At 70.9% G+C, this 23,679-nt stretch carries 23 protein-coding genes, 1 tRNA gene and 1 riboswitch; of the genes, 14 read left to right on the top strand and 10 right to left on the bottom strand.

The annotated features are described in order from the left end of the window. The gene (gene rdgB, locus K7C20_RS13770) at positions 1 to 636 is read left to right on the top strand and encodes an RdgB/HAM1 family non-canonical purine NTP pyrophosphatase (RefSeq protein ID WP_053209760.1); all 636 of its coding nucleotides are present in this window, start codon (positions 1 to 3) and stop codon (positions 634 to 636) included. Between the two features lie 71 nt (positions 637 to 707). On the opposite strand, the gene K7C20_RS13765 is transcribed toward rdgB, so the two are convergent. The 4 genes from K7C20_RS13765 to proP all read right to left on the bottom strand — a co-directional run bounded on the left by K7C20_RS13765 (position 708) and on the right by proP (position 3,895). After that, positions 708 to 791 (bottom strand) — tRNA-Leu (locus tag K7C20_RS13765). Positions 792 to 833: 42 nt separating this feature from the next. Then, on the bottom strand, positions 834 to 1,496 hold the full coding sequence (locus tag K7C20_RS13760) for an HNH endonuclease (RefSeq protein ID WP_030077369.1): 663 nt from the start codon (positions 1,494 to 1,496) through the stop codon (positions 834 to 836). Then, on the bottom strand, positions 1,493 to 2,155 hold the full coding sequence (locus K7C20_RS13755; RefSeq protein WP_030077368.1) for an HNH endonuclease signature motif containing protein: 663 nt from the start codon (positions 2,153 to 2,155) through the stop codon (positions 1,493 to 1,495). The genes K7C20_RS13760 and K7C20_RS13755 overlap by 4 nt, the downstream gene beginning before the upstream one ends. A 201-nt stretch (positions 2,156 to 2,356) precedes the next feature. After that, positions 2,357 to 3,895 carry a glycine betaine/L-proline transporter ProP gene (proP, locus tag K7C20_RS13750; RefSeq protein WP_053209761.1) on the bottom strand — a complete coding sequence of 513 codons (1,539 nt, stop codon included), beginning with the start codon at positions 3,893 to 3,895 and terminating at the stop codon, positions 2,357 to 2,359. A gap of 341 nt (positions 3,896 to 4,236) precedes the next feature. On the opposite strand from proP, the gene K7C20_RS13745 reads away from it, so the two are divergent. Continuing rightward, entirely contained in the window at positions 4,237 to 4,743 is a 507-nt protein-coding gene (locus K7C20_RS13745) for a hypothetical protein (protein WP_030077364.1), read from the top strand. Further along, positions 4,743 to 6,014, top strand: coding sequence for a sensor histidine kinase (locus K7C20_RS13740; RefSeq protein WP_053209762.1), 1,272 nt, complete (start codon positions 4,743 to 4,745; stop codon positions 6,012 to 6,014). The genes K7C20_RS13745 and K7C20_RS13740 overlap by 1 nt, the downstream gene beginning before the upstream one ends. Here K7C20_RS13740 and bcp read toward each other — a convergent pair. Further along, entirely contained in the window at positions 5,995 to 6,462 is a 468-nt protein-coding gene (bcp, locus tag K7C20_RS13735; RefSeq protein WP_030077358.1) for a thioredoxin-dependent thiol peroxidase, read from the bottom strand. The genes K7C20_RS13740 and bcp overlap by 20 nt on opposite strands. A 225-nt stretch (positions 6,463 to 6,687) precedes the next feature. Between bcp and K7C20_RS13730 the strand changes: the two genes are divergently transcribed. The 3 genes from K7C20_RS13730 to K7C20_RS13720 all read left to right on the top strand — a co-directional run bounded on the left by K7C20_RS13730 (position 6,688) and on the right by K7C20_RS13720 (position 7,978). Then, the gene (locus tag K7C20_RS13730) at positions 6,688 to 7,008 is read left to right on the top strand and encodes a DUF3618 domain-containing protein (protein ID WP_030077356.1); all 321 of its coding nucleotides are present in this window, start codon (positions 6,688 to 6,690) and stop codon (positions 7,006 to 7,008) included. A gap of 142 nt (positions 7,009 to 7,150) precedes the next feature. Then, positions 7,151 to 7,453 carry a GroES family chaperonin gene (locus K7C20_RS13725; protein WP_048828920.1) on the top strand — a complete coding sequence of 101 codons (303 nt, stop codon included), beginning with the start codon at positions 7,151 to 7,153 and terminating at the stop codon, positions 7,451 to 7,453. 109 nt (positions 7,454 to 7,562) lie between these two features. Beyond that, a riboswitch (guanidine-III (ykkC-III) riboswitch) is annotated at positions 7,563 to 7,624 on the top strand. A 33-nt stretch (positions 7,625 to 7,657) separates the two neighbouring features. After that, entirely contained in the window at positions 7,658 to 7,978 is a 321-nt protein-coding gene (locus tag K7C20_RS13720) for a DMT family transporter (protein WP_053209763.1), read from the top strand. Between the two features lie 171 nt (positions 7,979 to 8,149). On the opposite strand, the gene K7C20_RS13715 is transcribed toward K7C20_RS13720, so the two are convergent. Next, entirely contained in the window at positions 8,150 to 10,357 is a 2,208-nt protein-coding gene (locus K7C20_RS13715; RefSeq protein ID WP_052414260.1) for a transglycosylase domain-containing protein, read from the bottom strand. A 287-nt stretch (positions 10,358 to 10,644) separates the two neighbouring features. Between K7C20_RS13715 and K7C20_RS13710 the strand changes: the two genes are divergently transcribed. The 4 genes from K7C20_RS13710 to K7C20_RS13695 all read left to right on the top strand — a co-directional run bounded on the left by K7C20_RS13710 (position 10,645) and on the right by K7C20_RS13695 (position 14,077). Next, positions 10,645 to 11,442 (top strand): ABC transporter permease, encoded by a 798-nt coding sequence (locus K7C20_RS13710; protein ID WP_030986935.1) that lies wholly within the window; start codon positions 10,645 to 10,647, stop codon positions 11,440 to 11,442. Between the two features lie 94 nt (positions 11,443 to 11,536). Beyond that, positions 11,537 to 12,301 carry an ABC transporter permease gene (locus K7C20_RS13705; protein ID WP_048828907.1) on the top strand — a complete coding sequence of 255 codons (765 nt, stop codon included), beginning with the start codon at positions 11,537 to 11,539 and terminating at the stop codon, positions 12,299 to 12,301. A 60-nt stretch (positions 12,302 to 12,361) separates the two neighbouring features. Further along, the gene (locus K7C20_RS13700) at positions 12,362 to 13,387 is read left to right on the top strand and encodes an ABC transporter ATP-binding protein (protein ID WP_107083548.1); all 1,026 of its coding nucleotides are present in this window, start codon (positions 12,362 to 12,364) and stop codon (positions 13,385 to 13,387) included. A 9-nt stretch (positions 13,388 to 13,396) separates the two neighbouring features. After that, positions 13,397 to 14,077: a DUF1707 SHOCT-like domain-containing protein gene (locus K7C20_RS13695; RefSeq protein WP_053210546.1), complete on the top strand. Its 681-nt coding sequence runs from the start codon at positions 13,397 to 13,399 to the stop codon at positions 14,075 to 14,077. A 22-nt stretch (positions 14,078 to 14,099) separates the two neighbouring features. Here K7C20_RS13695 and K7C20_RS13690 read toward each other — a convergent pair whose 3' ends face one another. Further along, a complete protein-coding gene (locus K7C20_RS13690) occupies positions 14,100 to 15,410 on the bottom strand; it encodes an SGNH/GDSL hydrolase family protein (RefSeq protein WP_030077336.1) in 1,311 nt (436 codons plus the stop codon). Between the two features lie 280 nt (positions 15,411 to 15,690). On the opposite strand from K7C20_RS13690, the gene K7C20_RS13685 reads away from it, so the two are divergent. From K7C20_RS13685 to K7C20_RS13670, 4 genes are all read left to right on the top strand, one after another. Next, positions 15,691 to 17,043, top strand: coding sequence for a DUF445 domain-containing protein (locus K7C20_RS13685; protein ID WP_053210554.1), 1,353 nt, complete (start codon positions 15,691 to 15,693; stop codon positions 17,041 to 17,043). A 67-nt stretch (positions 17,044 to 17,110) separates the two neighbouring features. Next, a complete protein-coding gene (locus K7C20_RS13680) occupies positions 17,111 to 17,896 on the top strand; it encodes a class E sortase (RefSeq protein ID WP_150127352.1) in 786 nt (261 codons plus the stop codon). A 32-nt stretch (positions 17,897 to 17,928) separates the two neighbouring features. Further along, positions 17,929 to 18,162: a DUF3311 domain-containing protein gene (locus K7C20_RS13675; RefSeq protein ID WP_048828905.1), complete on the top strand. Its 234-nt coding sequence runs from the start codon at positions 17,929 to 17,931 to the stop codon at positions 18,160 to 18,162. After that, entirely contained in the window at positions 18,159 to 19,736 is a 1,578-nt protein-coding gene (locus K7C20_RS13670) for a sodium:solute symporter family protein (RefSeq protein WP_030077330.1), read from the top strand. Before K7C20_RS13675 ends, K7C20_RS13670 begins: the two co-directional genes overlap by 4 nt. On the opposite strand, the gene K7C20_RS13665 is transcribed toward K7C20_RS13670, so the two are convergent. From K7C20_RS13665 to K7C20_RS13655, 3 genes are all read right to left on the bottom strand, one after another. Beyond that, positions 19,714 to 20,670, bottom strand: a complete 957-nt coding sequence (locus K7C20_RS13665; RefSeq protein ID WP_053210548.1) for an SCO0930 family lipoprotein — start codon at positions 20,668 to 20,670, stop codon at positions 19,714 to 19,716. The genes K7C20_RS13670 and K7C20_RS13665 overlap by 23 nt on opposite strands. Positions 20,671 to 20,856: 186 nt before the next feature. Continuing rightward, positions 20,857 to 22,407, bottom strand: coding sequence for an NADH-quinone oxidoreductase subunit NuoF family protein (locus tag K7C20_RS13660; protein WP_030077326.1), 1,551 nt, complete (start codon positions 22,405 to 22,407; stop codon positions 20,857 to 20,859). Further along, positions 22,404 to 23,015 (bottom strand): hypothetical protein, encoded by a 612-nt coding sequence (locus tag K7C20_RS13655; protein WP_053210549.1) that lies wholly within the window; start codon positions 23,013 to 23,015, stop codon positions 22,404 to 22,406. The genes K7C20_RS13660 and K7C20_RS13655 overlap by 4 nt, the downstream gene beginning before the upstream one ends. Positions 23,016 to 23,679 lie beyond the last annotated feature (664 nt).

The following is a 23,679-nucleotide window of genomic DNA, read 5'->3' as shown; positions in this document are numbered from 1 at the left end:
ATGCAGCCTCACACCGGTGGACGCCCCACAGCCCCTCGTCGCCTCATCCTCGCCACCCGTAACGCGGGCAAGGTCATCGAACTCCGGGCCATCCTGGAGGCCGCCGACCTCGACGTCGACCTCGTCGGCGCCGACGCCTACCCCGACATCCCGGACGTCAAGGAAACCGGCGTCACCTTCGCCGAGAACGCCCTCCTCAAGGCCCACGCCCTCGCCGAGGCCACCGGTCACCCCGCCGTCGCCGACGACTCCGGCCTCTGTGTCGACGTCCTCGGCGGCGCCCCGGGGATCTTCTCCGCCCGCTGGGCCGGCAAGCACGGTGACGACCAGGCCAACCTCACCCTGCTCCTCGCCCAGCTCGCCGACATCGCCGACGAACACCGTGCCGCCCACTTCGCCTGCGCCGCGGCCCTCGCCCTCCCCGACGGCACCCAGCGCGTCGTGGAAGGCAGGCTCGAAGGCACCCTCCGCCAAACCCCCGCCGGCACCGGTGGCTTCGGCTACGACCCCATCCTCCAGCCCCTCGGCGAGAGCCGTACCTGCGCCGAACTGACCCCCGACGAGAAGAACGCCATCAGCCACCGCGGCCAGGCCTTCCGGGCGCTGGCACCGGTGGTGCGGGAGTTGTTGGGCTGAGCCGGCCCGTACATGAATGGCGAAGGCCCGGCCCCGCGTTTCGGCGGGGCCGGGCCTTCGAATCCGAGGTGTGCGGCCGGAGGGACTCGAACCCTCACGGGTGTTACCCCACTGGCACCTAAAGCCAGCATGACTGCCAATTCCATCACGGCCGCTTGCCACGGCCATGATACTTGTTGGTCGGCGCAGCGGGGGGTCTACCGCCGGTGCCGACCGCCGCGACACCAAGTATCGGTCACCGCATGGCAGTTGGGGCAGAGAAGGCGCACATTCTCGGGGCGGTCGTCGCGCCAATCGCCGTTGATGTGGTCGATCTCGAGAGTCATGGGCTTGCCATGCCAGGCGGGGCCTGTCCCGCACTCGGCGCATCGCTCCGGCACGCCGATCTGCCGCAGGGCTCGCCGTAGCATCACGGTTCTTGTCCGGCGCTTCCCGCAGTGCTTCACAAGTATCTGCTCAGGACCCTTGACCGGTGTGGTCCCCGGCTTCCCGCGCATATGTGCCTGCCCCAGGAACTGGCTCGTGTCGATGCCGTAGTCGGATACCCACTGGTGGAACAGCGCGCGGGTGCGAGAGTTGTCGGGCCTCTCCAGATGCCGCAGGGCAGCAGCGATGGAGGGCGAGGCGCTGACGGCTTCCTGAAGGGCGTCCCTGCTGGGGCGGCGGAGGTGGGTGGCGCGCCGTGTGACGGGCTTGAAGTGCGATACATCGATTCCGAAGTGCTCGAAGCGCCTGAACAGGTGCCGCCGCAGCTGATGGTAGGAGCGGCCGCCGCAGAATGCGATGACTTCGTCGATGTTCGTGCAACGCCCTGCGGCTTCGGTCAGCAATTCCCGGGTGTAGCGCATGCTGTAGCTCATTGCGCCGTTCCGGTGGGGCGGGCGCGGATGCCCTTGTTGCGCCCCCGGTAAGTATCCGTGGCAGAGTGGCAGTTGGGGCACAGGAACCGCAGGTTCTCCCGACAGTTGTTACGCCAGTTTCCGTCGATGTGATCGACCTCCAGCGGCAGCGGGCGGTCGCGCCAGACGGGCCCGGTACGGCAGGCGGCGCACCGCTCGTCCGCCCCGAGCGCGAGCATTGCAGCCTTGAGGCGATTGCTCGGCATTCGTCGACCCGGGTTTTCCTCGTGCACAAGGAGCTCCTCGGGGCTGCACCGCCGACGAGCCTTGGTCTTCCTCCGGCCGACCGGAGAAAAGTGCGAAGTGTCGATCCCCAGGTTCTGGATGCGTCGGCTGATGTGGGAGTGCTGGCCCCCTACGGGGTCGAGACCGAGCCGTCGTAAGACCTCGCACACGTTCGTCGACAGTGCCACCACCTCCTCAAGGGCTTCCTTGGACCAGCGCGTCCCCTCACGCTCAAAATGTGAAGTATCTACGCCCATTGCCCTCATTCGATCATGGACGTAACGCCGCGACGCCCCCTTCGGATCCACCCCGAGTTTGATTAACGCCTCCGAGAGCGTCCGCGAAGACGAAGCCACCTCCACGAGCCGCTCCCGGGTGTACGGACTGACCGGCATGAATCCCCCCGTCCCGCGCACCAGGCCCACCCCCGCGCGCCTCTCGAACAGAACAACGATCGAACGTGGGGCCGGTTACGGCGGGTGGCGGAAAAGGAGGGGGGTCGTGGAAAAGGAGGAGGCGGAAAGGGCGAGGCGGAAAAGGAGGAAGGGGCCTCGGGAGAGGATTCCCGAGGCCCCTTGGGTGCTGTGCGGGGCAGGTCAGAAGCGCGGTTCCGGTGTCTGGGACTCGATGAGTTCGACGGCTTCTTCCTTGGTGGCCACGGAGGGCGGGGAGCCGTCGAGGGGCTGCTGGGCGGTTTCCTTCATGCAGGCCACGGCGATGACGCCGACGAGCGCGGCGCCCATCGTGTAGTAGGCGGGGACCATGACGTTGCCGTGGAAGGCATCCATGAGGGCGGTGATGACCAGGGGGGTGGTGCCGCCGAAGAGGGAGACCGCCAGGTTGTAGCCGATGGAGAGCGAGCCGTAGCGGACGCTGGTGGGGAAGAGCGCGGGCAGGGCGGCGGACATGGTGCCCAGGAGGCAGACCAGGGAGAGTCCGAGGAGGGCCATACCGCCGCAGACGGCGGGAATGCTGCCCTGCTTGACCAGCAGGAACGCCGGTATCGCGAAGATGAAGAAGCCGAGCATGCCGGCCATCAGGAGGGGCTTGCGGCCGTAGCGGTCGTTGAGTTTGCCGACGGTGCTGATGACGCACATCAGGGCGATCATCGTGCCGAGGAGGATCAGCAGACCGTGGGACTCCTCGTAGTGGAGGGTGTCCGTCAGGTACGTCGGCATGTACGACAGCAGCATGTAGTCGGTGATGTTGTACGCGCCGACCAGGGCGATGCAGAGGATGAGGGTGGGCCACTGCTGGGTGAAGATCTCGCTGATCTTCTTCTTGGGGGCGTTCTCGGAGAGGTGGGAGAACTCGGCCTCGGCCTCGACGACGGAGCCGGTGGCGCTGTGGGTGTGGGAGGCCTCGAACTTCTGGAAGGCCGGGGTCTCGTCGAGCTTGACCCGGAGGTAGAGACCCACGAGGCCGAGCGGGCCGGCGATCAGGAACGGGAGGCGCCAGCCCCAGTGGAGCATGGCGTCGTCGCCGAGGGTGGTGTTGAGCAGCAGCACGATGCCGGCGGCGCCGGTGTAGCCGATGAGGGTGCCCATCTCCAGGAAGCTGCCGAAGTAGCCGCGCTTCTTGTCGGGGGCGTACTCGGCGATGAAGGTGGAGGCGCCGCCGTACTCGCCGCCGGTGGAGAAGCCCTGGACGAGGCGGAAGAGGATGAGCAGGACGGGCGACCAGAAGCCGATGGTGTCGTAGGACGGGATCAGGCCGATGCAGAAGGTGCCCAGCGCCATCATGATCATGGTGAGGGCGAGGACCTTCTTGCGGCCGACGCGGTCGCCGAGCGGGCCGAAGTAGGCGCCGCCGAGGGGGCGTACGAGGAAGGCCACGGCGAACGTCGCGAAGGACGACAGCAGGCTGGCGGTGTCGCTGCCGCCGGGGAAGAAGACCTTGCCGATGGTGACCGCGAGATAGCTGTAGATCCCGAAGTCGAACCATTCCATGGCGTTGCCGAGCGCGGCGGCCTTCACGGCACGCTTGACGGTGGGTTCGTCGGTGACGGTGATGTCGGTGCGCCGCAGTTTGGGGTTCTTGCGCCGGGCGACGGCACGGAAGAGCACCCGGTGGCGCTTGAGCGCTTCCCGGTCCGGGTCGGGAACGGGTTCTGCTTCGGTGCTGCCGGTCGGCACGAGGCGGTCCTCTCGGTCGGTCAGCGCGCGGTGCGCGGTGGGGATACGACAGGTGCGCCTGCGCAGCGGAGCGCCACTCCAAACCCCTCTGGCCGGACGAAGCGAGATTCGTCACGCGCGGCTGGTTCTCCCGGTGCACCGGAAGGCGCTCTGAGCAGGGTGGGAGCGGGGCAGCGCCAGAGGTACGACAGGGCTTGTTACAGGACTGGTACACAGCCGAGCGGTCACCGCAGCGTTGGGGCAATCAGCCTGTGTCCGGGGCACGGGAGAGTGGGGCGCCGGGTGCGGCATGCGTGTTGCCGGGTGGGGGTACGGGGCGTGGTCCCCGGGAGGAGATCGTGATGACCGACCGCGAAGGGTCCCGCTGGATCCGGGGGCGTACCGCGCTGGTGGCCTTTGCCGTGGTGACGGCGCTGACGGCCGGCGGGGTGTGGTTCGGGCAGGCGTCGGACCGTGCGTCGGCGGTGGATGCCGCGCCGAAGACGTCCGCGGTGCAGGACGTGAAGGAGGACGGCAAGCTCTCGGGGGGCCTGCCGGGTGTCCGGGACTGCGGGATCGGCGCGCCGGAGTCCAAACCTCATGTGATTACGCTGACCTGCAAGGATGCCGGCATGGTGGCGACCGGGATCGCGTGGAAGTACTACGGTTCGCGCGAGGCTCTGGGGGTCGGTGTGGTGCAGGTGGAGAAGGCCGGTGCCGGGGTGGGCAGGGACGGTGGTTTCCCGGCGACCTTCCGGCTCTACGGGCCGAAGCCGGTCGACGGCGGGCAGGTGTTCACCGGTCTCGAGGTGACCTACGAGGGCTCGACGCCGCTCGGTGACACGACGGAGATGTACACCCTCGCGTGATGGGCATTCGAGGCCGGATCGCCCTGGCCATTTCATGTATGACGGCGCTGGCCGTGGTGGTGCTCGGGTTCGCGGTGCATCACATAGCGGATGTCGAGCGCGAGCGGTCGGCGCGGGCGTATCAGGACGACCGGCTGAGTTCGGCGCTGCAGATCTACGAGCGGGACGGCACGCGGGCGCTGGGGGCGCAGGTGGACGATGCGACCTTGCCGTCGCCGTTGCGGGAAGCGGTGTTCAAGAACCAGTCGGGGACGTACATCAGCGGCGGTGAGGACCCCCGGGTGTGGGCGGCGACCGGGGTCGGGGGTTCCGGCGAGGGCGCCCCGACGCGGACGCTGTCGGTGTCCGCGGCCTACCCGCACGACGATCCGGCGCAACTGACCCTGGACCGGGCGCTGCTGATCGCGGGGTGCGGCACGGTCACGCTGATGGCGGTGGTGTCGTGGTTCGTGTCGCAGCGGCTGTCGCGGCGGCTGCGGATGAGTGCGGCGGCGGCGCGGCGGATCGCCGCGGGGGAGGCACCCGACGCGGATGCGCTGGCGAGTCACGGCCGTGACGAGGTGGCCGAGTTGGGCCGCAGTGTGCATCACATGGCGACGTCGCTGGCGGCCCAGGCGCAGGCGGAGCGGGAGTTCACCGCGGATGTGGCGCATGAGCTGCGGACGCCGGTGGCCGGTCTGGTGGCCGCCGCGGAGCTGTTGCCGCAGCCGCGGGCGGTGGAGATGGTGCAGGACCGGGCGCAGGCGATGCGGCGGCTGGTGGAGGACCTGCTGGAGGTCTCACGGCTGGACGCGGGTGTGGAGCGGGCGGATGTGGACGCCTGTGAGCTGCCGTCGCTGGTGCGCGGGATCGTGAAGCGGGCGGCGCGGCAGCGTGGGGTGGACGAGGTGTCGGTGACCGTGGAGGGGGAGCCGCGGATCGTGGAGACGGACCGGCGGCGGGTGGAGCGGGTGCTGGTGAATCTCCTGGCCAACGCGGCCAAGCACGGGAAGCCGCCGATCGAGGTGGTGGTGGCGGGGTCGCGGATCGTGGTGCGTGATCACGGTCCCGGGTATCCGGCGGAGCTGTGTGCGGAGGGGCCGCGGCGGTTCCGTACGGCGGCGCCGGAGCGGGGGACCGGGCACGGTCTGGGGCTGACGATCGCGGCCGGGCAGGCGGATGTGCTGGGGGCGCGGCTGGACTTCGGCGCCGCCGCGGAGGGCGGCGCCGAAGCGGTGCTGGAACTGCCGGACCGGGTGGGGACGGCGTGCCCTACAGCCCCAGGTCCTTGATGATCTTGGCGACATGGCCGGTGGCCTTGACGTTGTAGAGGGCGCGCTCGACCTTGCCCTCCTCGTCGAGGATGACGGTGGAGCGGATGACGCCGGTGACGGTCTTGCCGTAGAGCTTCTTCTCGCCGAAGGCGCCGTAGGCCGTAAGGATCTGCTTGTCGGGGTCGCCGAGGAGCGTGACCCCGAGCTCCTCCTTCTCCCGGAACTTGGCGAGCTTCTCCGGCTTGTCGGGGGAGATGCCGATGACGTCGTAGCCGTGGCCGGCCAGGAAGTCGAGGTTGTCGGTGAAGTCGCAGGCCTGCTTGGTGCAGCCGGGGGTCAGGGCGGCCGGGTAGAAGTACACGATGACCTTGCGCCCCTTGTGGTCGGCGAGCGAGACCTGCTTGCCGTCCGCGTCGGGCAGGGTGAAGGCGGGGGCGGTGTCGCCGGGCTGCAGTCGCTCGCTCATGGCTCTCCTTAGCGTGGATCCGTACGCCCCCGACATTAGCCAGCCGGGGCGCGGAACGGTGCCGGGGGCGTCTCGGGGGTGCGAAACGGGGGTGCTGTGGGGCGCAGGGGGGCATGAGCTGACAGACTGTCCATCACGAATCGGCAGTCAGCCATGTGGCCGGTTCCGTACGGGGCTCGTGCCCGGCCCTCGTACGCATCGGCGCGAGACGACGGAGGCAGCGCGGTGGCGGAAGCCAGGACCCCGGCGCAGATCGAGGCGGATATCGTCCGCAGGCGGCAGGAGCTCGCCGTCACGCTCGACGAGATCGGTGTGCGGCTGCACCCGAAGACGATCATGGACGATGCCAAGGCGAGGGCGTCGGCCGCCGTGGACCGTACGGCCGGGCGGGCGTATGTGGCCGCCAATCGTGCGCTCACGGATGTGCGGGCCCAGCTGGTGTCGGAGGACGGGGCGCCGCGGCTGGAGCGGATCATTCCGGTGGCGATGGTCGGTGTGGCCGTGGTCGGCCTGCTGACGCTGCGCGCTTCCAAGCGGCGCTGCTGAGGGCTGTCCCGCAGGGCGCGCCTGACGGATCGCGGACGGCCCCGGGGCGGCCGGGGGTGCGTTCCGGGCGTCGCCGGGCAGGTACGGTCATGCCGTGAGCCCGAATAACGCCAAGGACACCCACGACAAGCTGCCGATCCGGATGCTGCACGACCGTGTGCTGGTCCGGACGGACATCCCCGAGGGCGAACGCCGCTCGTCGGGGGGCATCGTCATTCCCGCGACCGCGGCGGTCGGCCGTCGCCTGGCCTGGGCCGAGGTGGTCGCGGTCGGGCAGAACGTGCGGACCGTGGAGGTCGGGGACCGGGTGCTGTACGACCCGGAGGACCGGGCCGAGGTCGAGGTGCGCGGGGTGGCATACGTGCTGATGCGCGAGCGCGATCTGCATGCGGTGGCGGCGGAGCGGCTGGAGGGCGCGGAGGACGCGACCGGGCTGTACCTGTAGCCCCGGCACCTGCTGGCCCCGGGACCTGTAGCCCGGGGACCTGTAGCCCCGGGACCTGGAGCCCCCGGAACGGGCGGTGACCGCGGTCACCGCCCGTTCCGCTGCCGTTTGCTAGCCTCGGGACGCACCCGACGAGACGCGCCGTACCGGGTCAGGACAAGACGACGCACCCCTGTTGAAGCTCTTTTCGCGGAGGTGCCCGTCATGGCATGGATCCTGCTCATGGTCGCCGGCCTGCTGGAGGTCGGCTGGTCGGTCGGAATGAAGTTCACCGACGGTTTCACCAGGCTGTGGCCCAGTGTGTGCACCGGCGCGGGCATCGTCGCCAGCATGCTGCTGCTCTCGTACGCGGCCCGGACCCTGCCGATAGGGACGGCCTACGGCGTGTGGGTCGGCATCGGCGCGGCCGGCGCGGCGGTGGTCGGCATGATGGTGCTCGGCGAGCCGGCCACGGCGGCCCGGATCTTCTTCATCTGCCTGTTGCTCGTGGCGGTCGTCGGTCTCAAGGCGACGTCCGGGCACTGACGGTACGTCCGCGCGCTTCTGGCGGCCGCCACCCCGTCCGGCAGATCCCGCATCCCCCGTACGGCACTCCCCGCGTCCCCCGTACGGCCCCCAGCGTCCCCGTGCGGCATCCCCGCGTCCCCGCGTCCCCGTGCGGCGTCCCCCGAACGGGCGCGTGCCCTGCCCGCTGCCCTACCCGTCGCCCCACCTCCACCGCATCCGCTGCTCCAGGTCGTCGCCGCTCTGGGGCGCCACCGTCGGGAAGTCGTTGGTGGGCTCGGTGGTCGGTGCGGGCTCGGTGGCGGGGGTGGGGGTGGGCGGTTCGACGGTCGGAGGGGTCGTCGGGGCGCCGGTGGGCGGGGTGGGGAGGGTGGTGGATCCGGTCGGGCCGGTGGAGGGCGAGCCCGACTCGCTGGGCGAGGCCGAGTCGCTGCCGGACGGCGAGGGCGACACCGGCTCCGCGCCCTCCGCCAGTTGCAGGTCGAAGTCGCGGACCGGGCGCCCGTTCAGCGCGGCCGCGGTGTAGTCGGCCCAGATCTGGGCGGGGTAGTCGCCGCCGTTGACCCGGGAGAGGCCCCCCGCGCCGTACAGGGGCTCCTGGGCGGCGCTCTTCGGGTTCTGGCCCAGCACCGCGACGACCGTGGCGAGATCGGGGGTGTAGCCCGCGAACCACGCGGCCTTGTCCTCTTCGGCGGTGCCGGTCTTGCCGGCCGCGGGCCGCCCGGCGCCCTGCGCGGCGGTACCGGTGCCGCCGTCGACGACGCTGCGCAGGATCGAGGTGGTGGTGTCGGCGGCCGCGCGCGGGATCGCGGTGGTCTCCTCGCGCTCGGGGAGTTCGAGGTCCTCCTCGCTCTTGGTGACCTTGTCGACGAGGCTGTACGGCCGGTGGCTGCCGTGGTGGGCGAGGGTGGCGTAGACCTGGGTCATGTCCAGGACGCTGGGGGTGGCGGTGCCCAGCGAGATCGCGCCCTCGGACGAGGCCAGGCTGGGGGTGTCGGCGGGAATGCCCAGGTCGACTGCGGTGGCCTTGACCTTGGCGGGGCCTACGTCGATGCCCATCTGGGCGTAGACGGCGTTGACGGATTTGTCGGTGGCCTCGCTGACGGTGATCGGGCCGTAGGAGCGGTCGTCCTCGTTGGCGGGCGCGAAACCGGTGCGGGAGCCGTGACTGATCGTCATCCGCTTGTTGGTGCCGTCGTAGACGGTGTTGGGGGTGATCCGGGCGCCGTCCTGGGTGGTGGAGTTGTTCTGTACGGCGGAGGCGAAGACGATCGGCTTGAAGGTGGAGCCCACCTGGTAGTCGCGGCGGGTGGCGCCGTTGACGAACTGTTCGGCGTAGTCGATGCCGCCGTAGAGGGCGACGACCCGGCCGCTCGCGGGGTCGATGGAGGCGCCGCCGGCCCGGACGTAGCCGTCGACCTTCCGGGAGTCGTCGAGGCGGTCCATCACCCGGGTGTTGACCGCTTTGACGAAGGCGTTCTGGCGCTTCTTGCTGATGGTGGTGGTGATGCGGTAGCCGCCGGCCCGCAGGGTGTCCTCGTCGAGGATTTCGTTGTCGGTGAGGTAGTTCTTGACCGCCTCGACGAGGTAGCCGCGCTGGCCGGACAGCCCCGCGGAGGGCTTGGCGGGCTGCGGCATGGGGAACTCCAGCGCGGCCCGGTCGGCCTTGCTGAGCCACTTCTGCGACACCATGCCGTCCAGGACGTAGTGCCAGCGCGCCAGTACCCGTGCACGGTTACCGGGATGGGCGCTGATGTCGTAGGCGCTGGGGGCGTTGAGGAGGGTGGCGAGATAGGCGCCCTGGGCGAGGGTCAGCTGCTCGGCGTTCCGGCCGTAGTAGGACTGGGCGGCGGCCTGGATGCCGTAGGCGTTGCGGCCGTAGTAGCTGGAGTTGAGGTAGCCCTCCAGGATGTTGTCCTTGCTCACCTCGCGGTCCAGCTTGATGGCGATGAAGAATTCCTTGGCCTTGCGGGTGACGGTCTGTTCCTGGCCGAGGTAGTAGTTCTTCACGTACTGCTGGGTGATGGTGGAGCCGGACTGTTTGCCCTTGCCGGTCACGGTGTTCCAGGCGGCGCGCAGCATCGCGGCGGGATCGACCGCGGACTCGGAGTAGAAGTCCCGGTCCTCGGCGGCGAGTACGGCCTGCTGGACGGACTTCGGGACCTGGCTGAGGTTGACGTTCTGCCGGTTGACCTCGCCGTCGCGGGCCAGCTCGGAGCCGTCGGAGTAGAGGTAGACGGTGCTCTGGGCCTTGGCGGCGCTGTTGGCCGGCGGGATGCCGACGAGCAGATAGCCGACGACCAGTCCGCCGACGACGAGCAGCAGGAACAGCAGCACGGTACCCAGCACCATGCGCCAGGTGGGGAGGACACGGCGCCAGCCTGTGCGTTGTCCGCTCATGTCGGTAAGGACTCCTCGGCCGCCGCCGAAGGTTGTACTGCGGCGGTCGTGTCGTGTCGGGGGATTCGCGCGGTACGCCGCCAGAGCAACTGCCGCCCGTTGGGAAACTCTCGCATCTTGTGCCCCGGTCGGGCGGGTTGGCACACACCGAAGTCCGTAGGCCGACCGGCTGAACGGCCGCCACGGCTCACCCGAAGCGGTGATAATGCGATGGCGCCCGCCGCGCCCGCGACATTAGGCTCCGGTGTTTTGTCCGTCCGACGACAACGGGGCTGGGGGAACGGGTCGTGTGGTACGTCGCGGTGGCGGCCGGCAGCTTCCGGCGGTACGCCACCTATCGGATCGCCACCGTGGCCGGCGTGTTCACCAACACCGTCTTCGGCTTCATCGTCGCCTACACCTATATCGCACTGTGGGACGAGCGGCCGCATCTGGGCGGTTACGACCAGGCGCAGGCGCTGGCCTTCGTGTGGACGGCGCAGGCGCTGCTGGCCACCGCGGCGCTGATGGGCGGCGGCGGCCTGGACGAGCTCCAGGAGCGGATCCGCACCGGCGACATCGCGGTGGACCTGTACCGGCCCGCGGATCTCCAGCTGTGGTGGCTGGCCGCGGATCTGGGGCGGGCCGGGCTTCAGCTGATCGGCCGCGGGGTGGTGCCGATGGCGGTGGGCGCCCTGGCCTTTCCGCTCGCGCTGCCCGGCGATCCGCTGACCTGGGGCTGCTTTCTGCTGTCGGTGCTGTTCGGGGTGCTGGTCAGTTTCGCGCTGCGTTATCTCGTCGCGCTGGCCTCGTTCTGGCTCCTCGACGGTGCGGGGCTGGCCCTGATCAGCGGCCTGGCCTGCATGTTCTTCTCGGGGATGGTGCTGCCGCTGCGGGTCTTCCCCGGCGCCCTGGGCGAGGTGGCCCAGGTGCTGCCGTGGGCGGCGGTCCTCCAGGTGCCGGCCGATGTGCTGGTGGGCGCGCGCAGCGGGGGCGCGCTGTGGCGGGGCCTGGTGTTCCAGGCCGCGTGGGGTGTGGCGCTGCTGGCGCTGGGAAGGCTGGTGCAGTCGGCGGCGACCCGCAAGGTGGTGGTGCACGGTGGCTAGGGCGCAACGCCCTGGCGCCGGGCCGGGGGAGTGGGCCGGCGGCGGGAGGGGCCGGGTCGGCCAGGGGCTCTTCGCGTACGGGCTGATCGTACGGATGTGGGTGCGCTCGGCCCTCGCCTACCGGACCTCGTTCGTGATGATGGCGGTCGGCAACTTCGCGGCCAACGGACTGGACTTCGTCGCGATCATGCTGATGTTCTCGCGGATCGATGCCCTCGGCGGCTTCTCGCTGCCCGAAGTGGCCTTTCTGTACGGGACGTCCGGGGTCTCGCTGGGGCTGGCGGATCTGCTGCTGGGCAGCGTCGAGGGGCTGGGCCGGCGGGTGCGGGACGGCACCCTCGACACCCTGCTGCTGCGCCCCGTGCCGGTCTTCGCGCAGATCGCGGCGGACCGCTTCGCGCTGCGCAGGCTGGGCCGGATCACGCAGGCGGTGCTGGTGCTCGGCTGGTCGCTGCCCCTTCTCCCGGTGGACTGGACGGTGGGCCGGGTGCTGATGGTGCCGCTGATGGTGGTGTGCGGAGCGGCGATTTTCGCGGCGGTCTTCACGGCGGGCGCCGCCTTCCAGTTCTGGGCGCAGGACGCGGCCGAGGTGCAGAACTCCTTCACCTACGGCGGCAACGCGATGCTCCAGTACCCGCCGACGGTGTTCGCCAGGGAGCTGGTGCGCGGTGTCACCTTCCTCGTCCCGCTGGCCTTTGTGAACTGGCTGCCCGCGCTGCGGCTGCTGGGCCATCCCGATCCGCTGGGGCTGCCGGGCTGGGTGGACTTCATGGGACCCGTGGTGGCGGCGCTGATGTGTGCGGGGGCGGGGCTGGCGTGGCGGCTGGGGCTCCGGGCGTACCGCAGCACCGGAAGCTGACGGCGCGTCAAGTACGGGCGGGCGCACGCACACGAACGGGACGACGGAGGAGGGCACGTGGTGAGCGATACCGCCGGGGCACAGCAGCTGATCGAGGTGGACGGCGTCGAGAAGGTCTTCTCGGTGCGGCGCAAGGCGGGCCGGCTGCGGCGGGTGCGGCAGGAGGTCCGGGCGGTGGACGGCATCTCCTTCCGGGTGCCGCGCGGTGAGATGGTCGGCTACATCGGCCCGAACGGCGCCGGGAAGTCCACCACCATCAAGATGCTGACGGGCATTCTGGTGCCCAGCGGCGGCCGGCTGCGGATCGCCGGTATCGACCCGGCGCGCGAGCGCACCCGCCTCGCCCGCCGGATCGGGGTGGTCTTCGGGCAGCGCACCACCCTGTGGTGGGACCTGCCGCTGAAGGACTCCTACGAGCTGGTGCGCCGGATGTACCGGGTTCCGGACGCCGTCTACCGCGCCAACCTGGAGCGCTGTGTCGAGCTGCTGGACCTGGGCCCGCTGCTGGCCGTGCCGGTGCGGCAGCTGTCGCTGGGGCAGCGGATGCGCGGCGATATCGCGGCGGCGCTGCTGCACGACCCCGAGGTGCTGTACCTCGACGAGCCGACCATCGGCCTCGATGTGATCAGCAAGGCGAAGGTGCGCGGGTTCCTGCGCGAGGTGAACGCCGAGCGGGGCACCACGGTCCTGCTGACCACCCACGACCTCACCGACATCGAGCAGTTGTGCCGCCGGGTGATGGTCATCGACCACGGCCGTCTGGTCTACGACGGCGGCCTCGACGGGCTGCGGGCGGCCGGTGACGGGGAGCGGACGCTCGTGGTGGACCTGGAGCGGGAACTGCCGCCGATCGAGGGCGTACCGGGCGCCCGTACGGTCAAGGTGGACGGGCCCCGGCAGTGGCTGGCGTTCCCGGCGTCGCAGAGCGCGGCGCCGCTGGTCGCGGCGGTCGCCGCGCGCTATCCGCTGGTGGATCTGTCGGTGCGGGAGCCGGACATCGAGACCTTGATCGCCGAGCTGTACGCGGGCGGCGGGATACGGGCGGATGCCGGGCAGCGCGGGAGCAACGGGGGCTCGGCGCTCTAATGTGTCCGTATGACTGAAGACCTCCCTGAATTGCGCGCCTCCGACGCCGACCGTGAGCGGGTCGCCGAGATCCTGCGGGACGCCGTCGCGGAAGGGCGGCTGGCGATGGAGGAGTTCGACGAGCGGCTCGACGCGGCGTACAAGGCCCGCACCTACGGGGAGTTGGAGCCGCTCACCGCCGATCTGCCGGTGGCCGCGGCGGGCCCGGCGCCGCTGTCGTTGCGCAAGGAGAGCGGGGCGCCGACGCCGTGGTCGGAGCGGATCGTCAGCGGCACGGAAGGTTCCGCGGTCGGTATCGCCCTCCTGGGCGGCTTCCAGCGCAAGGGCCGGTGGACGATCGGGCGCCGGTTCACGGCCGCCTGCCTCATGGGCGGCGGGGAGATCGATCTGCGCGAGGCGGACTTCGCCGGGCCCGAAGTCGTCATCACCTGCTGGGCGGTCATGGGCGGGGTGAACATCGTGGTGCCGCCGGGCGTCGAGGTCGATGTGCGCGGACTGGGCATCATGGGCGGTTTCGACGCGGGTGAGGACGGGGTGCCGGGTGACCCCGGCGCGCCCCGGGTGATCGTCAGGGGGCTGGCGCTGATGGGCGGCGTCGGCGTCGAACGCAAGCTGCTCAGGGCCGAGAAGCGCCGTCTGAAGGAGGAGCGGCGCCGCCTGGCGGACAACCCCCGCAAGGAGTTGGACTGAGGCGGCGTCTGCTCCGTTCGCGTTACAGCGAGGCGGGCGCGGCCAGCTTGAGGTGGGCGAGGTTCACCGCGTCGGCCATCGCCCGGAAGCCCTCGTCGCTCGGGTGGAGATGGTCACCGGAGTCGTAGGAGGGCCGCAGCCGCACCGGTGCCGACGGGTCGCGCAGCGCCTTGTCGAAGTCCACGACCTCGTCGTAGACGGTGCCGGAGCGGATGATGCGGTTGACCCGTTCGCGCACCGAATTCAGCAGGTCGGAGTAACCGCGGTGCCCCCCGAACGGCGTAAGGGTGCTGCCGGTGACGCGCAGCCCGCGCGCGTGCGCCTCCCGGACGACCTGCCGCATGCCCTCGGCGACCTTCTGCGGGTCGAGCTGGCGCGGCGTCTTGAACAGGTCGTTCAGCCCGATCTCGACGATCACCGCCTTCACCCCGGTACGCGACAGCGCGTCGCGTTCCAGGCGGGAGAGCACGCTGGGCCCGTTGTTCGGGGAGAACTTGGAGCCGTTGACCAGCAGACGGTTCCCGCTGATGCCCTGGTTGAGGACGCCGTAGCGGGGCGCGCCGGGCTCGGTGCGCAGCCGCGCCGCGAGGAAGTCCGTCCAGCGGTGGTTGGCGCCGGCGGTGGAGGTGATGCCGTCGGTGATCGAGTCGCCGATCGCGACGACCGAGCCGCGGGCCTGGGTGCTCCACACGTCCACACCGGTCAGATAGCGCCAGTACGGGCTCTGCTCGGTGTAGGCCGCTCCGGTGGCGTCCTCGGCGCGGTCGCCGCGCGCCAGGTAGGAGGTCTGCCGGGCGTACGGGTGATAGGTGGCGGGCCCCGAGGGGGACGGGGAGTACGTCGTGACCAGCAGGTCCGCGTCGCCCGGCACCTTCAACCGGGTCGGGTCGCTGGTGACCGCGCCGCCCGCCGGGATGGTCACCGCCGGCTTGCTGCCGAAGGACAGCCGCCGCATGGTGCCGCTCGCGGCCGTGGGGTTGCTGGGGGCCGCGGCCAGCGCCAGGGTGGCATGGCTGACCACCAGCGGGCGGGTGCCGTAGAGGTTGGAGAGCTGGATGCGGACACCGGAGCCGCCGACGCTGGTGTGCACGACGTTGCGTATCGACATCCCCGCGTAGCCGTTGAGGGTGCCGGGCTCGGCCGCCGCCGCGGCCGCCGACCACGTGCCGACCCACTGTCCGGAGACCGCCGGCGCCGCCGGGTCGCGCGGCTTGTGCGAGGAGCTGCCCAGCCCGTCGTCATCGCCGCCGAAGCCCACGAATATCGCGGTCGAGATCAGCACCACCACTGCCGCCAGACCGGCGAGCAGGGAGTAACCCACACTTTTCTTCATGCGGGAGGGGTCTCCTGGGTAAAGCGGAGCGGCGCGCTCCGGGCGGGCAAGGGCAGCGGATGATCAGCGGCACCGTTGCGGTCCGATCGGTCCCTCATGATCCCACGGACCTCAGGTGTGCCGCAGGGCGCCCCGTCGGTCCTCCATGGCATGGACGCGGGGAACTCGTGGTTCGTTCCAGGAGTAGGTCACAGTGGGACTACGACCGGACCGTCGGCCGGTGTGCGGAGCAGGACGGTCCGGATGGATGGCGGGGGGCACGGTGGGAGCGGTGGAGCGGATGGAACGCACAAAAGCGGATACGGCGCCGAGAGCGGAACGGGTGCGGGCGCCGGACGTGGCGTCGGCGGGCCGGCCCGCGGCGGCCGGCGGTTTCTCCTACGGCGCCGCCGACGAGGAGCGCCGGCGCGCCGTACGCCGGATGAAGACACTCGCCACCGGTCTGCTGCTGGCCGTCGCGCTGGTCTACGTCCTGGCGAAGTGGGCCGGGGCCTCCGGGGCGGGCGGCTGGACCGGGTTCGTCGCGGCGGCCGCGGAGGCCGGGATGGTCGGTGCGCTGGCCGACTGGTTCGCGGTCACCGCGCTGTTCAAGCGGCCGATGGGGCTGCCCATCCCGCATACCGCCATCATCCCCACCAAAAAGGACCAACTGGGTCAGAGTCTGGGTGATTTCGTCGGGGAGAACTTCCTCTCCGGTGAGGTCGTCCGCCACCGGCTGCGCTCCGTCGGCATCGGCCGCCGGGTCGGCGGCTGGCTCGCCGAACCGAGGAACGCCGACCGGGTCACCGCCGAGCTCTCCACCGCGCTGCGCGGCGCGCTGACCGTGCTGCGCGACTCCGATGTGCAGGCGGTGGTCGGCGAGGCGATCACCCGCCGCGCCAACGCCCAGGAGATCGCGCCCGGTATCGGCACGATGCTGGAGAAGATCGTCGCCGAGGGCGGCCACAAGCGGGTGGTGGATCTGGTCATCTCCCGCGCCCACGACTGGCTGGTCGAGCACGGCGACTCCGTCATGAGCGCGGTCTCCGGCGGTGCGCCCGGATGGACCCCGCGGTTCGTCGACCGCAGGGTGGGCGACCGGGTCTACAAGGAGCTGATGCGCTTCGTCACCGAGATGCGGGACATGCCCGAGCATCCGGCGCGCGGCGCGATCGACCGTTTCCTGCGGGACTTCGCGGGTGATCTTCAGTCCGACGCGGAGACCCGGGCCAAGGTCGAGCGGCTGAAGTCCGAGGTGCTGGGACGCGGCGAGGTGCAGGACCTGATCGCCTCGGCCTGGGGCTCGGTGCGCGCGATGATCGTCGCCGCCGCCGAGGACGAGCGCAGCGAACTGCGGCTGCGGGTGCGGGCGGGGCTGCTGTCCCTCGGCCGGCGGCTGGCCGCCGAGGAGCGGCTCCAGAACAAGGTGGACGGCTGGCTGGAGGGCGCGGCCGTCTATGTGGTGACGACCTATCAGAGCGAGATCACGTCCCTGATCACCGACACCGTCGCCGGCTGGGACGCGGAGCACACATCGAAGAAGATCGAGGCACACATCGGCCGTGACCTTCAGTTCATCCGCATCAACGGCACCGTCGTCGGCGCACTGGCCGGGCTCGCCATCTACGCCGTCTCGCAGGCCTTCGGCGGCTGACCCCCGTCCCCGGCCGGACCGTGCGCCGCCTCTGGTGGCTTGTGCCCGCAGGGCTTACGGTGCCCGCGTGCGGGAGCGGATACCGGTAGTCGTACAGGGGCGGCGCACCCGTCGCTCCCGTGCCGCGCGGGCGCTGTGGACGGGTGCGGAGCTGGCCGTGACGCTCGGCGTCGTCCTCCTGCTGCTCGTGGTCCACCAGCTGTGGTGGACCAACCGTCAGGCGCAGCACGCGGCACACGACCAGGTGGCGCGGCTGGAGCGGCAGTGGGACGCCGGGCCGCCGTCACCCGCCGCGCCCCCGGCGGGCGGTGACGACGGGGCAGCGGCGCGGACGCCGGAGAGCGCCCCGCCGTCCGGCAGGCCCGCCCACCGCACCGCCGGCCGGCCCCCGCCGCCCGGCCGGAACCCCGCCTACGCCGTCCTGCGCATTCCCCGGATCGGCCTCACCGCGCCCGTCGCCCAGGGCGTCGGCAAGACCGCGGTCCTCAACAAGGGCTATGTCGGCCACTATCCGCACAGCGCGCAGCCCGGCGAGGCCGGCAACGTCGCGCTGGCCGGGCACCGCAACACCCATGGCGAGCCGTTCCGCCACCTCGACCGGCTGCGCACCGGCGACACCGTCCTCCTCGACACGGCCGAGGCCCGCTACACCTATGCCGTCCGGCGCACCCTGGCGCGGACCACACCGGCCGACGGCACGGTCCTCGCCACGGTCCCATACAGCAGCGTGCACCCCTCCTACCGCTTCACGGCGCCCGGCGCCTATCTCACCCTGACGACCTGTACGCCCGCCTACACCTCCACCTACCGGCTGGTGGTCTGGGGAGTGTTGCGGTCGACACAGTCACGGTGAGGGCGGCGGCGCGTCGCCTAGGCTCTCGCCCCGTGCGAAACGAGTCCCGCGCCGGGCGGCCCCCGGGTTCGAGAAAGCGCCCCGCGCTGCTGTGGCTGCTGCTGCCGTATGTGCTGTTCCTCGCGGTGCTGCCGCTGGTGAACCGGGTGACACCGACCATGCTCGGTCTGCCGTTCCTGTTCTTCTGGATGCTGGTGGCGACGCTGGCGACACCGCTGTCGGTGTGGCTGGCGCGACGCGGCGACATAAAGCGGGGCCGGGTATGAACGCCACGGTGGCCACCGCCGTGTTCGGCGGCTTCATGCTGCTCACCGTCGTCCTCGGCCTGCTCGCGGTGCGCGGCCGCGGCTCCGGCGGGGGGCTGACGGAGTGGTCGGTGGGCGGCCGGAGCCTGGGGACCGTCTTCATCTGGGTGCTGATGGCCGGGGAGAGCTATACGAGCTTCAGCTACCTCGGCGCGGCCGGCTGGGGCTACAACTCCGGTGCCCCCGTGCTCTACGTCCTGGCCTATATGTCCTGCGGCTATGCGCTCGGGTACGTCGTCGGGCCGATGCTGTGGGCCTACGCCCGCCGGCACGGCCTGGTCGGCATCACCGACATGATCGCGCACCGCTACCGGTCGCCCTGGCTCGGCGCCGCCGTCGCCCTGCTGGCCACCGTCTGCCTGCTGCCGTACATCCAGCTCCAGATCACCGGCATGGGCGTGGTCGTGTCCACCATTTCCTACGGAGCGATCAGCCTCAACTGGGCCTATTTCCTCGCCTTCGCCGTCACCACCGGCTTCGTCGTGGTCAGCGGACTGCGCGGCAGCGCCTGGGTGTCGGTGCTCAAGGACATCCTCGTCATCGGCACCCTCGGCTTCCTCGCGGTCTATGTGCCGCTGCACTACTTCGACGGCTACGGCCCCTTCCTGGACCGGATCGTCGCCGAGAAGCCGCAGTGGCTGACCTTCCCGGGCCATGCGTCGGGCGGACTGGGATCGGTCTGGTTCGTCACCACCACCGTGGTCAACTCCCTCACGGTGGTCATCTTCCCGACGACCGTGGCGGGCTATCTGGGTGCCCGCAACGCCGATGCGCTGCGCCGCAACGCGATGTACCTGCCCTTCTACAACGTGCTGTTGTTCGTGCCGATGCTGCTGGGGATGGCGGCGCTGTTCGTGGTGCCCGGGCTGGTGGGCGCGGACTCCAATCTCGCGCTGTTCAAGCTGGTGGTGGACTCCCTTCCGGCCTGGGCCGTGGGGCTGATCGGGGCGGCCGCCGCCCTCTCCTCCATCGTGCCGATGGCCGTATTCATGCTGGTCATCGGCACGATGTGGGGGAGGAGCGTGCTGGGTGCGCTGTCGCGTACGGGCGGCGGGGCAGCCGGGGAGGCTTCCGGGGAAGGACGCCCGGGGGCGTCGGGCGGGCGGCAGAAGCTGTGGTCACAGCTGGTCGTGGTGGTGGCCGGCGCGCTGGCGCTGCTGCTGACCTACACCGCCCCCGACACCCTCGTCCGGCTGTCCTTGATTTCGTACGAGGGCATGGCGCAGCTCGTGCCGATGCTGCTGCTGGGGCTGGTGTGGCGGCGGCTGACGCGAGGCGCCGTGGTGAGCGGCCTGGTGGCGGGCTTCGCTCTCGTCTGTGTCCTGGTCTTCGGGGGACACGACCCGGTCTGGGGGATGAACGCGGGGATCGTCGCTCTCGCCGTGAATGTGGCGGTGGCGCTCCTGGTCACCTGGCTGGGGCCGCGCGATACGGACGAGAGGCCGGACGCCGAGGTGCTGGCGCTGGAGGACGAGTTCCCCCGGGACGGCGCGTTGCCGCAGGGCGGAGCGGTCAGCCCTCCGGTGTCGTCGTGATCTTCTTGCCCTCCTTGGAGACCGCGAACCACAGGCCCATCTTGCCCTGGCCGTTGATGTCACCGGGCTGCTCGTCGCCGGTGAACCAGTAGACCGGCCAGCAGTCGACGGCCAGCTGACGGGTGCCGTCGGGGCGGGTGACGGTGCTGATGAGCTTGGGGGCGATGCCGTTGAGCTTGGAGCGGTCGGCAGGCTTGGCGGGCTTCCAGGTGTCCAGGCAGGCGTCGTTGCAGCCGAACTTCATCGGCCAGGCGCTGTCCTTGTTGAAGCGGTAGAGGGTGCGGCCCTTGCCGTCGACGAGGATGGAGCCGAGCTGGGGGTGGTCGAACACCGAGACGTCGCCGGGCTTCTGGGCGCCGGCCTTCTTGCCGTCGGCGGCCAGCGCGTTCCATGTGCCGCCCACGCCCTGGCCCTTGGTGTCGCCGGGCTTGGTGTCCTTGGCGAAGCGGTAGGCGGGCCAGCCGCCGATGGTGAGCTGCTTGGTGCCGTCGGCGCGGGTGACCGAGCCGAGCTTGCTCTTGTCGATACCGGCCGGGGCGCTGGCGCCGTCGGCGGGGACCACCGGCCAGGTGGTGGCGCAGGAGCCGGAGCAGTTGGACTTCGACGGGTCCGGGGTGTCCTTGTCGAAGCGGTAGAGGGTCATGCCCTTGGAGTCGGTGACGACCGGGCCGAGCGTGGCGTCCTGGTGCAGGGCCAGCGTGCCGGCGCTGGGCGCCGCCTGCGGGGCCTTGCCACCGGTGTTGGCGGTGTCGCCGCCCGCCTGGCCGCCGCCGGAGGAGCCGTAGCCGTAGTCGCTGGTGCCCTGTCCTGCGGGCTGGACGTTGTCGGTGGTGGGGGTGCCGGCGCTCTGGTTGCCGCTGCTGCCGCAGGCGGCGGTCAGGGCCAGGGTGGCGACCGCCGTGGCCGCGAGACCCGCACGACGTCGAGTGATCATGATGTCTCCTCTGTCGGGTGGTGATTGCGTCGCTTGCTGAGGTGGTGGCTGAGAAGGTGGCCCGGGTGCCGTGGTGGCCCGGGGCCCCGGCGGGGTGCCGTCGCCGGGGGAATACGGGCTACGGGGTGCCGGGCGTTCAACGGAGCCGAAGAATTTTCTCCGTGGGCAAAAACCCTGCCCGGCACCTCAGTTGCCGCCCTGTACCCGCAGCGCGAGCGCCGGGCAGCGGCGCACCGCGAGCTGTGCACGACGCCGCATCCGGGCCGGCAGCGGCATGCTGGCCTTCTCCGGATAGCCGTCCGGGCCCAGCTTGATGATGCCGGGCACCACATCCGCGCACAGGCCGTGGCCGCGGCACAGCGTCCAGTCGACCAGCAGTCTCTCCTGCGGCGGCGCGGCCGCCCGGGAGGGGGCGGACGCCGGCTGGGGAACGGTGGACGACAGCGGCCGGCTCCCGGTGACCGGCAGCGCACCGGTCACCGGGCGGCCGCATCCGAACCCCTGCGCATGCCGCTCGAACTCCTCGGGAAAGGCGCCGAGGGCCGAGGCGACGAAGCGCGAGGTGCCGTCCGGATGGCTGCACGCGCCGCGCTTCTCGACGGCCCGCATCCGCGCCTGTACGGCTTCCAGGGCGCCGGCACCGCCGCCCCGTACGGCGCGGTCGAGCTGCTCGGCGAGCGCGGGCAGCCCCAGCACGCAGGGGCCGCACTGGCCGGCCGATTCGGCGCCCATCCACTGTGCGACGCGTACCGTCTCGCCCGCGGGGCAGGTGTCGTACGGCAGCGGCAGCACCGCACCGGCACCGAGCACCGCCTTGTACTCCGCCAGCGACTCCTTCGACAGCTTCGCGGTCAGTGCGTCGGTCGGGGAGACGAAGGTGCCGTGGTAGCCGCCGATCAGCACGCCCTGACCCTGGTCCATGCCGCACAGCGCCAGGACCCGGGCCAGCGAAACCCCGTAGGGGACCTCCACGACCATGCTGCCGGCGACGGTCAGCAGCAGCGTGCCGGGCTCCGTCGGCAGGCCGACGGTGCGGTAGCCGAGCGCACCGAGCCGGGCGGCCACGGCGAGCTGGGCGTAGGTCTCGGTGTTCGACAGCAGGGTCGGTACACCGTTCAGGCCGCGCTCGCTGGAGCGGATCTTGCGGCCCGAGGGGAGGCCGGGGCCGCCGCTCAGCCCGTTCGTCATCGCGGAGCCCTCGCCGGTGACGAAGCGTTCGGTCAGCAGGCTGACCCGTAACGTCGGCCGCACCGGGCCGCGTTCGTCGATCGCGCGCTGCACGGAGCTCAGGACGTCCATACGGGTCACCCCGATGGCGACCTCGTGGGCGCCCAGGGCGTCGGCGGCCAGCAGGGCGCCGTCGATCACCAGGTGCGGTGCGTGCAGCAGCATCGCGGTGTCCTTGAGGCAGCTGGGCTCGCCCTCGCTGCCGTTGACGACCACCGCGCCCTTGCCGTCTGCCTTGCGCATCCCGTCCATGACGGCGGTCAGCTTGCGGGCGAAGGGGAAGCCCGCACCTCCCCGGCCGCGCAGATCGATGTCCTCGGCCAGCGCCACCAGCTCCGTGGAGTTGAGCTGCGGCAGGCTGCCGTGCCGGGCCAGATGCGCCACCCGGTCCATGCGCGGCATCTCGTCGAGGCCGGCCAGCAACCGGGGCGGGCCGAAGGACGCCAGCGTCGGTACGGGCTCCGGGCCGGGGACGGCCGGGAGCGGGCGGGTCGGGGCGGGGGCGGTCATGGGAGTTCTCCTGTGTTCCTGCGTGAGTCGCGCATCCGCAGCGCGAGTCGTACGGCCACCGCGACAAGGCAGATGGCGTAGCCGACGAGGGCATAGCCGGCCGCGGGGCGGCCCGCCCTGAGGCCGTGCACCAGGGCCATCCCCCAGGCGGCGTACGCGCTCATGTGCAGCCCCCGCCACCACCGGGAGGCGGTGATGCCGGTGAAGGCGCCGCGCACCGCGCCGGTCACCGCGACGGCGATGAACACGTAGGCGGCGAGGGTGCCGAGGCCGATGAGGCCGGGGCGGGCGCCGTCGGTGAAGGGCACCGCGGCGGCCGCCGCATCGGTGTGGCCCTCGGTGACTTTGACCCAGATGTGCAGTCCGAGGAAGCCGAGGCCCGCGACGCCGGTGCCGCGGTGCACGGCCTGGGCGAGCAGCCGGTGGCCGGACTTCAGCACCATCCGGTCGGTGGCGGCCAGGCCCCACAGCACGGTGACCGACAGGGAGACCAACGCGAGTACCCCGGCGCCGAAGTCGAGGAAGTTCAGCAGGCCGTCCATCGCGCCGGAGCGCAGCATGACGGCGAGGAAGAGCAGCAGTGCGGCCGGAAGCGCCGGGCGGAGCACGGCAGTTCCGGCGAAGCCGCCGGCCGGTCGGCGGGCCGACGGCCCGGGTTCGTTCGGGGGGCGCCGGGGGCGAGGCACGAAAGGCGAAGGCCGGGCTCGGTGTGCGGCGCGTCGGCTCTGCATACGCGGTGCGGACATCGGACCTCCCGGTGTCAGGGCGCGGGTGCGGGATGCGAATTTCGATGAAATCTCCCGGGGGCGTAATTTGCCCGGGGCTTTTGTTCGGGTGACCCCCGGTAACACTAAACATTCTGTAACCGGTCGGATACGCAGGGCCGTAATCCGGATGTGTAAAAGCATCTCCGAACGCGTTCAGGCTTTCGTAAGGTTTATCGCGCTGTGACAAATTCCTGCACTGGCATCGCGGTCCCGCGGGGTGACTCCGGATGATGCCGACTCAGGCGCACGGGGGGCGCCAATCCCCAGTAACAGCCGCATCCCCGCCAGGATCGAGGTAGCGATGTGTGATCTCCTGAACCGCATCTGGTCGCGTCCACGAGGCGAGTGGAACCGGGTAGTCAGAAATGAACTTCCGGATCTCGCCGACAAGTTGGTCGCGGAGTTGCAACGCGGATTTCCCGCATTGTCCGCACTTCTCGGGGATACTCCCGTAGAAGAGGCACAATGGGCACTTGAACAGGCCTTGCTGACAGTTCTTGGGTAC

The sequence above is a fragment of the Streptomyces decoyicus genome (assembly GCF_019880305.1).
GTDB classification, from domain to species: domain Bacteria; phylum Actinomycetota; class Actinomycetes; order Streptomycetales; family Streptomycetaceae; genus Streptomyces; species Streptomyces decoyicus.
This window is presented reverse-complemented; position numbering and strand designations above follow the sequence as displayed.

What these genes read in the sequence shown, in the direction of transcription:
- rdgB (WP_053209760.1), top strand. Translation starts at nt 1, where the DNA reads ATGCAGCCTCACACCGGTGGACGCCCCACAGCCCCTCGTCGCCTCATC.
- K7C20_RS13760 (WP_030077369.1), bottom strand. Translation starts at nt 1,496, where the DNA reads ATGAGCTACAGCATGCGCTACACCCGGGAATTGCTGACCGAAGCCGCA.
- K7C20_RS13755 (WP_030077368.1), bottom strand. Translation starts at nt 2,155, where the DNA reads ATGCCGGTCAGTCCGTACACCCGGGAGCGGCTCGTGGAGGTGGCTTCG.
- K7C20_RS13745 (WP_030077364.1), top strand. Translation starts at nt 4,237, where the DNA reads ATGACCGACCGCGAAGGGTCCCGCTGGATCCGGGGGCGTACCGCGCTG.
- K7C20_RS13740 (WP_053209762.1), top strand. Translation starts at nt 4,743, where the DNA reads ATGGGCATTCGAGGCCGGATCGCCCTGGCCATTTCATGTATGACGGCG.
- bcp (WP_030077358.1), bottom strand. Translation starts at nt 6,462, where the DNA reads ATGAGCGAGCGACTGCAGCCCGGCGACACCGCCCCCGCCTTCACCCTG.
- K7C20_RS13725 (WP_048828920.1), top strand. Translation starts at nt 7,151, where the DNA reads ATGCTGCACGACCGTGTGCTGGTCCGGACGGACATCCCCGAGGGCGAA.
- K7C20_RS13720 (WP_053209763.1), top strand. Translation starts at nt 7,658, where the DNA reads ATGGCATGGATCCTGCTCATGGTCGCCGGCCTGCTGGAGGTCGGCTGG.
- K7C20_RS13715 (WP_052414260.1), bottom strand. Translation starts at nt 10,357, where the DNA reads ATGAGCGGACAACGCACAGGCTGGCGCCGTGTCCTCCCCACCTGGCGC.
- K7C20_RS13705 (WP_048828907.1), top strand. Translation starts at nt 11,537, where the DNA reads ATGTGGGTGCGCTCGGCCCTCGCCTACCGGACCTCGTTCGTGATGATG.
- K7C20_RS13695 (WP_053210546.1), top strand. Translation starts at nt 13,397, where the DNA reads ATGACTGAAGACCTCCCTGAATTGCGCGCCTCCGACGCCGACCGTGAG.
- K7C20_RS13690 (WP_030077336.1), bottom strand. Translation starts at nt 15,410, where the DNA reads ATGAAGAAAAGTGTGGGTTACTCCCTGCTCGCCGGTCTGGCGGCAGTG.
- K7C20_RS13685 (WP_053210554.1), top strand. Translation starts at nt 15,691, where the DNA reads ATGGAACGCACAAAAGCGGATACGGCGCCGAGAGCGGAACGGGTGCGG.
- K7C20_RS13670 (WP_030077330.1), top strand. Translation starts at nt 18,159, where the DNA reads ATGAACGCCACGGTGGCCACCGCCGTGTTCGGCGGCTTCATGCTGCTC.
- K7C20_RS13665 (WP_053210548.1), bottom strand. Translation starts at nt 20,670, where the DNA reads ATGATCACTCGACGTCGTGCGGGTCTCGCGGCCACGGCGGTCGCCACC.
- K7C20_RS13660 (WP_030077326.1), bottom strand. Translation starts at nt 22,407, where the DNA reads ATGACCGCCCCCGCCCCGACCCGCCCGCTCCCGGCCGTCCCCGGCCCG.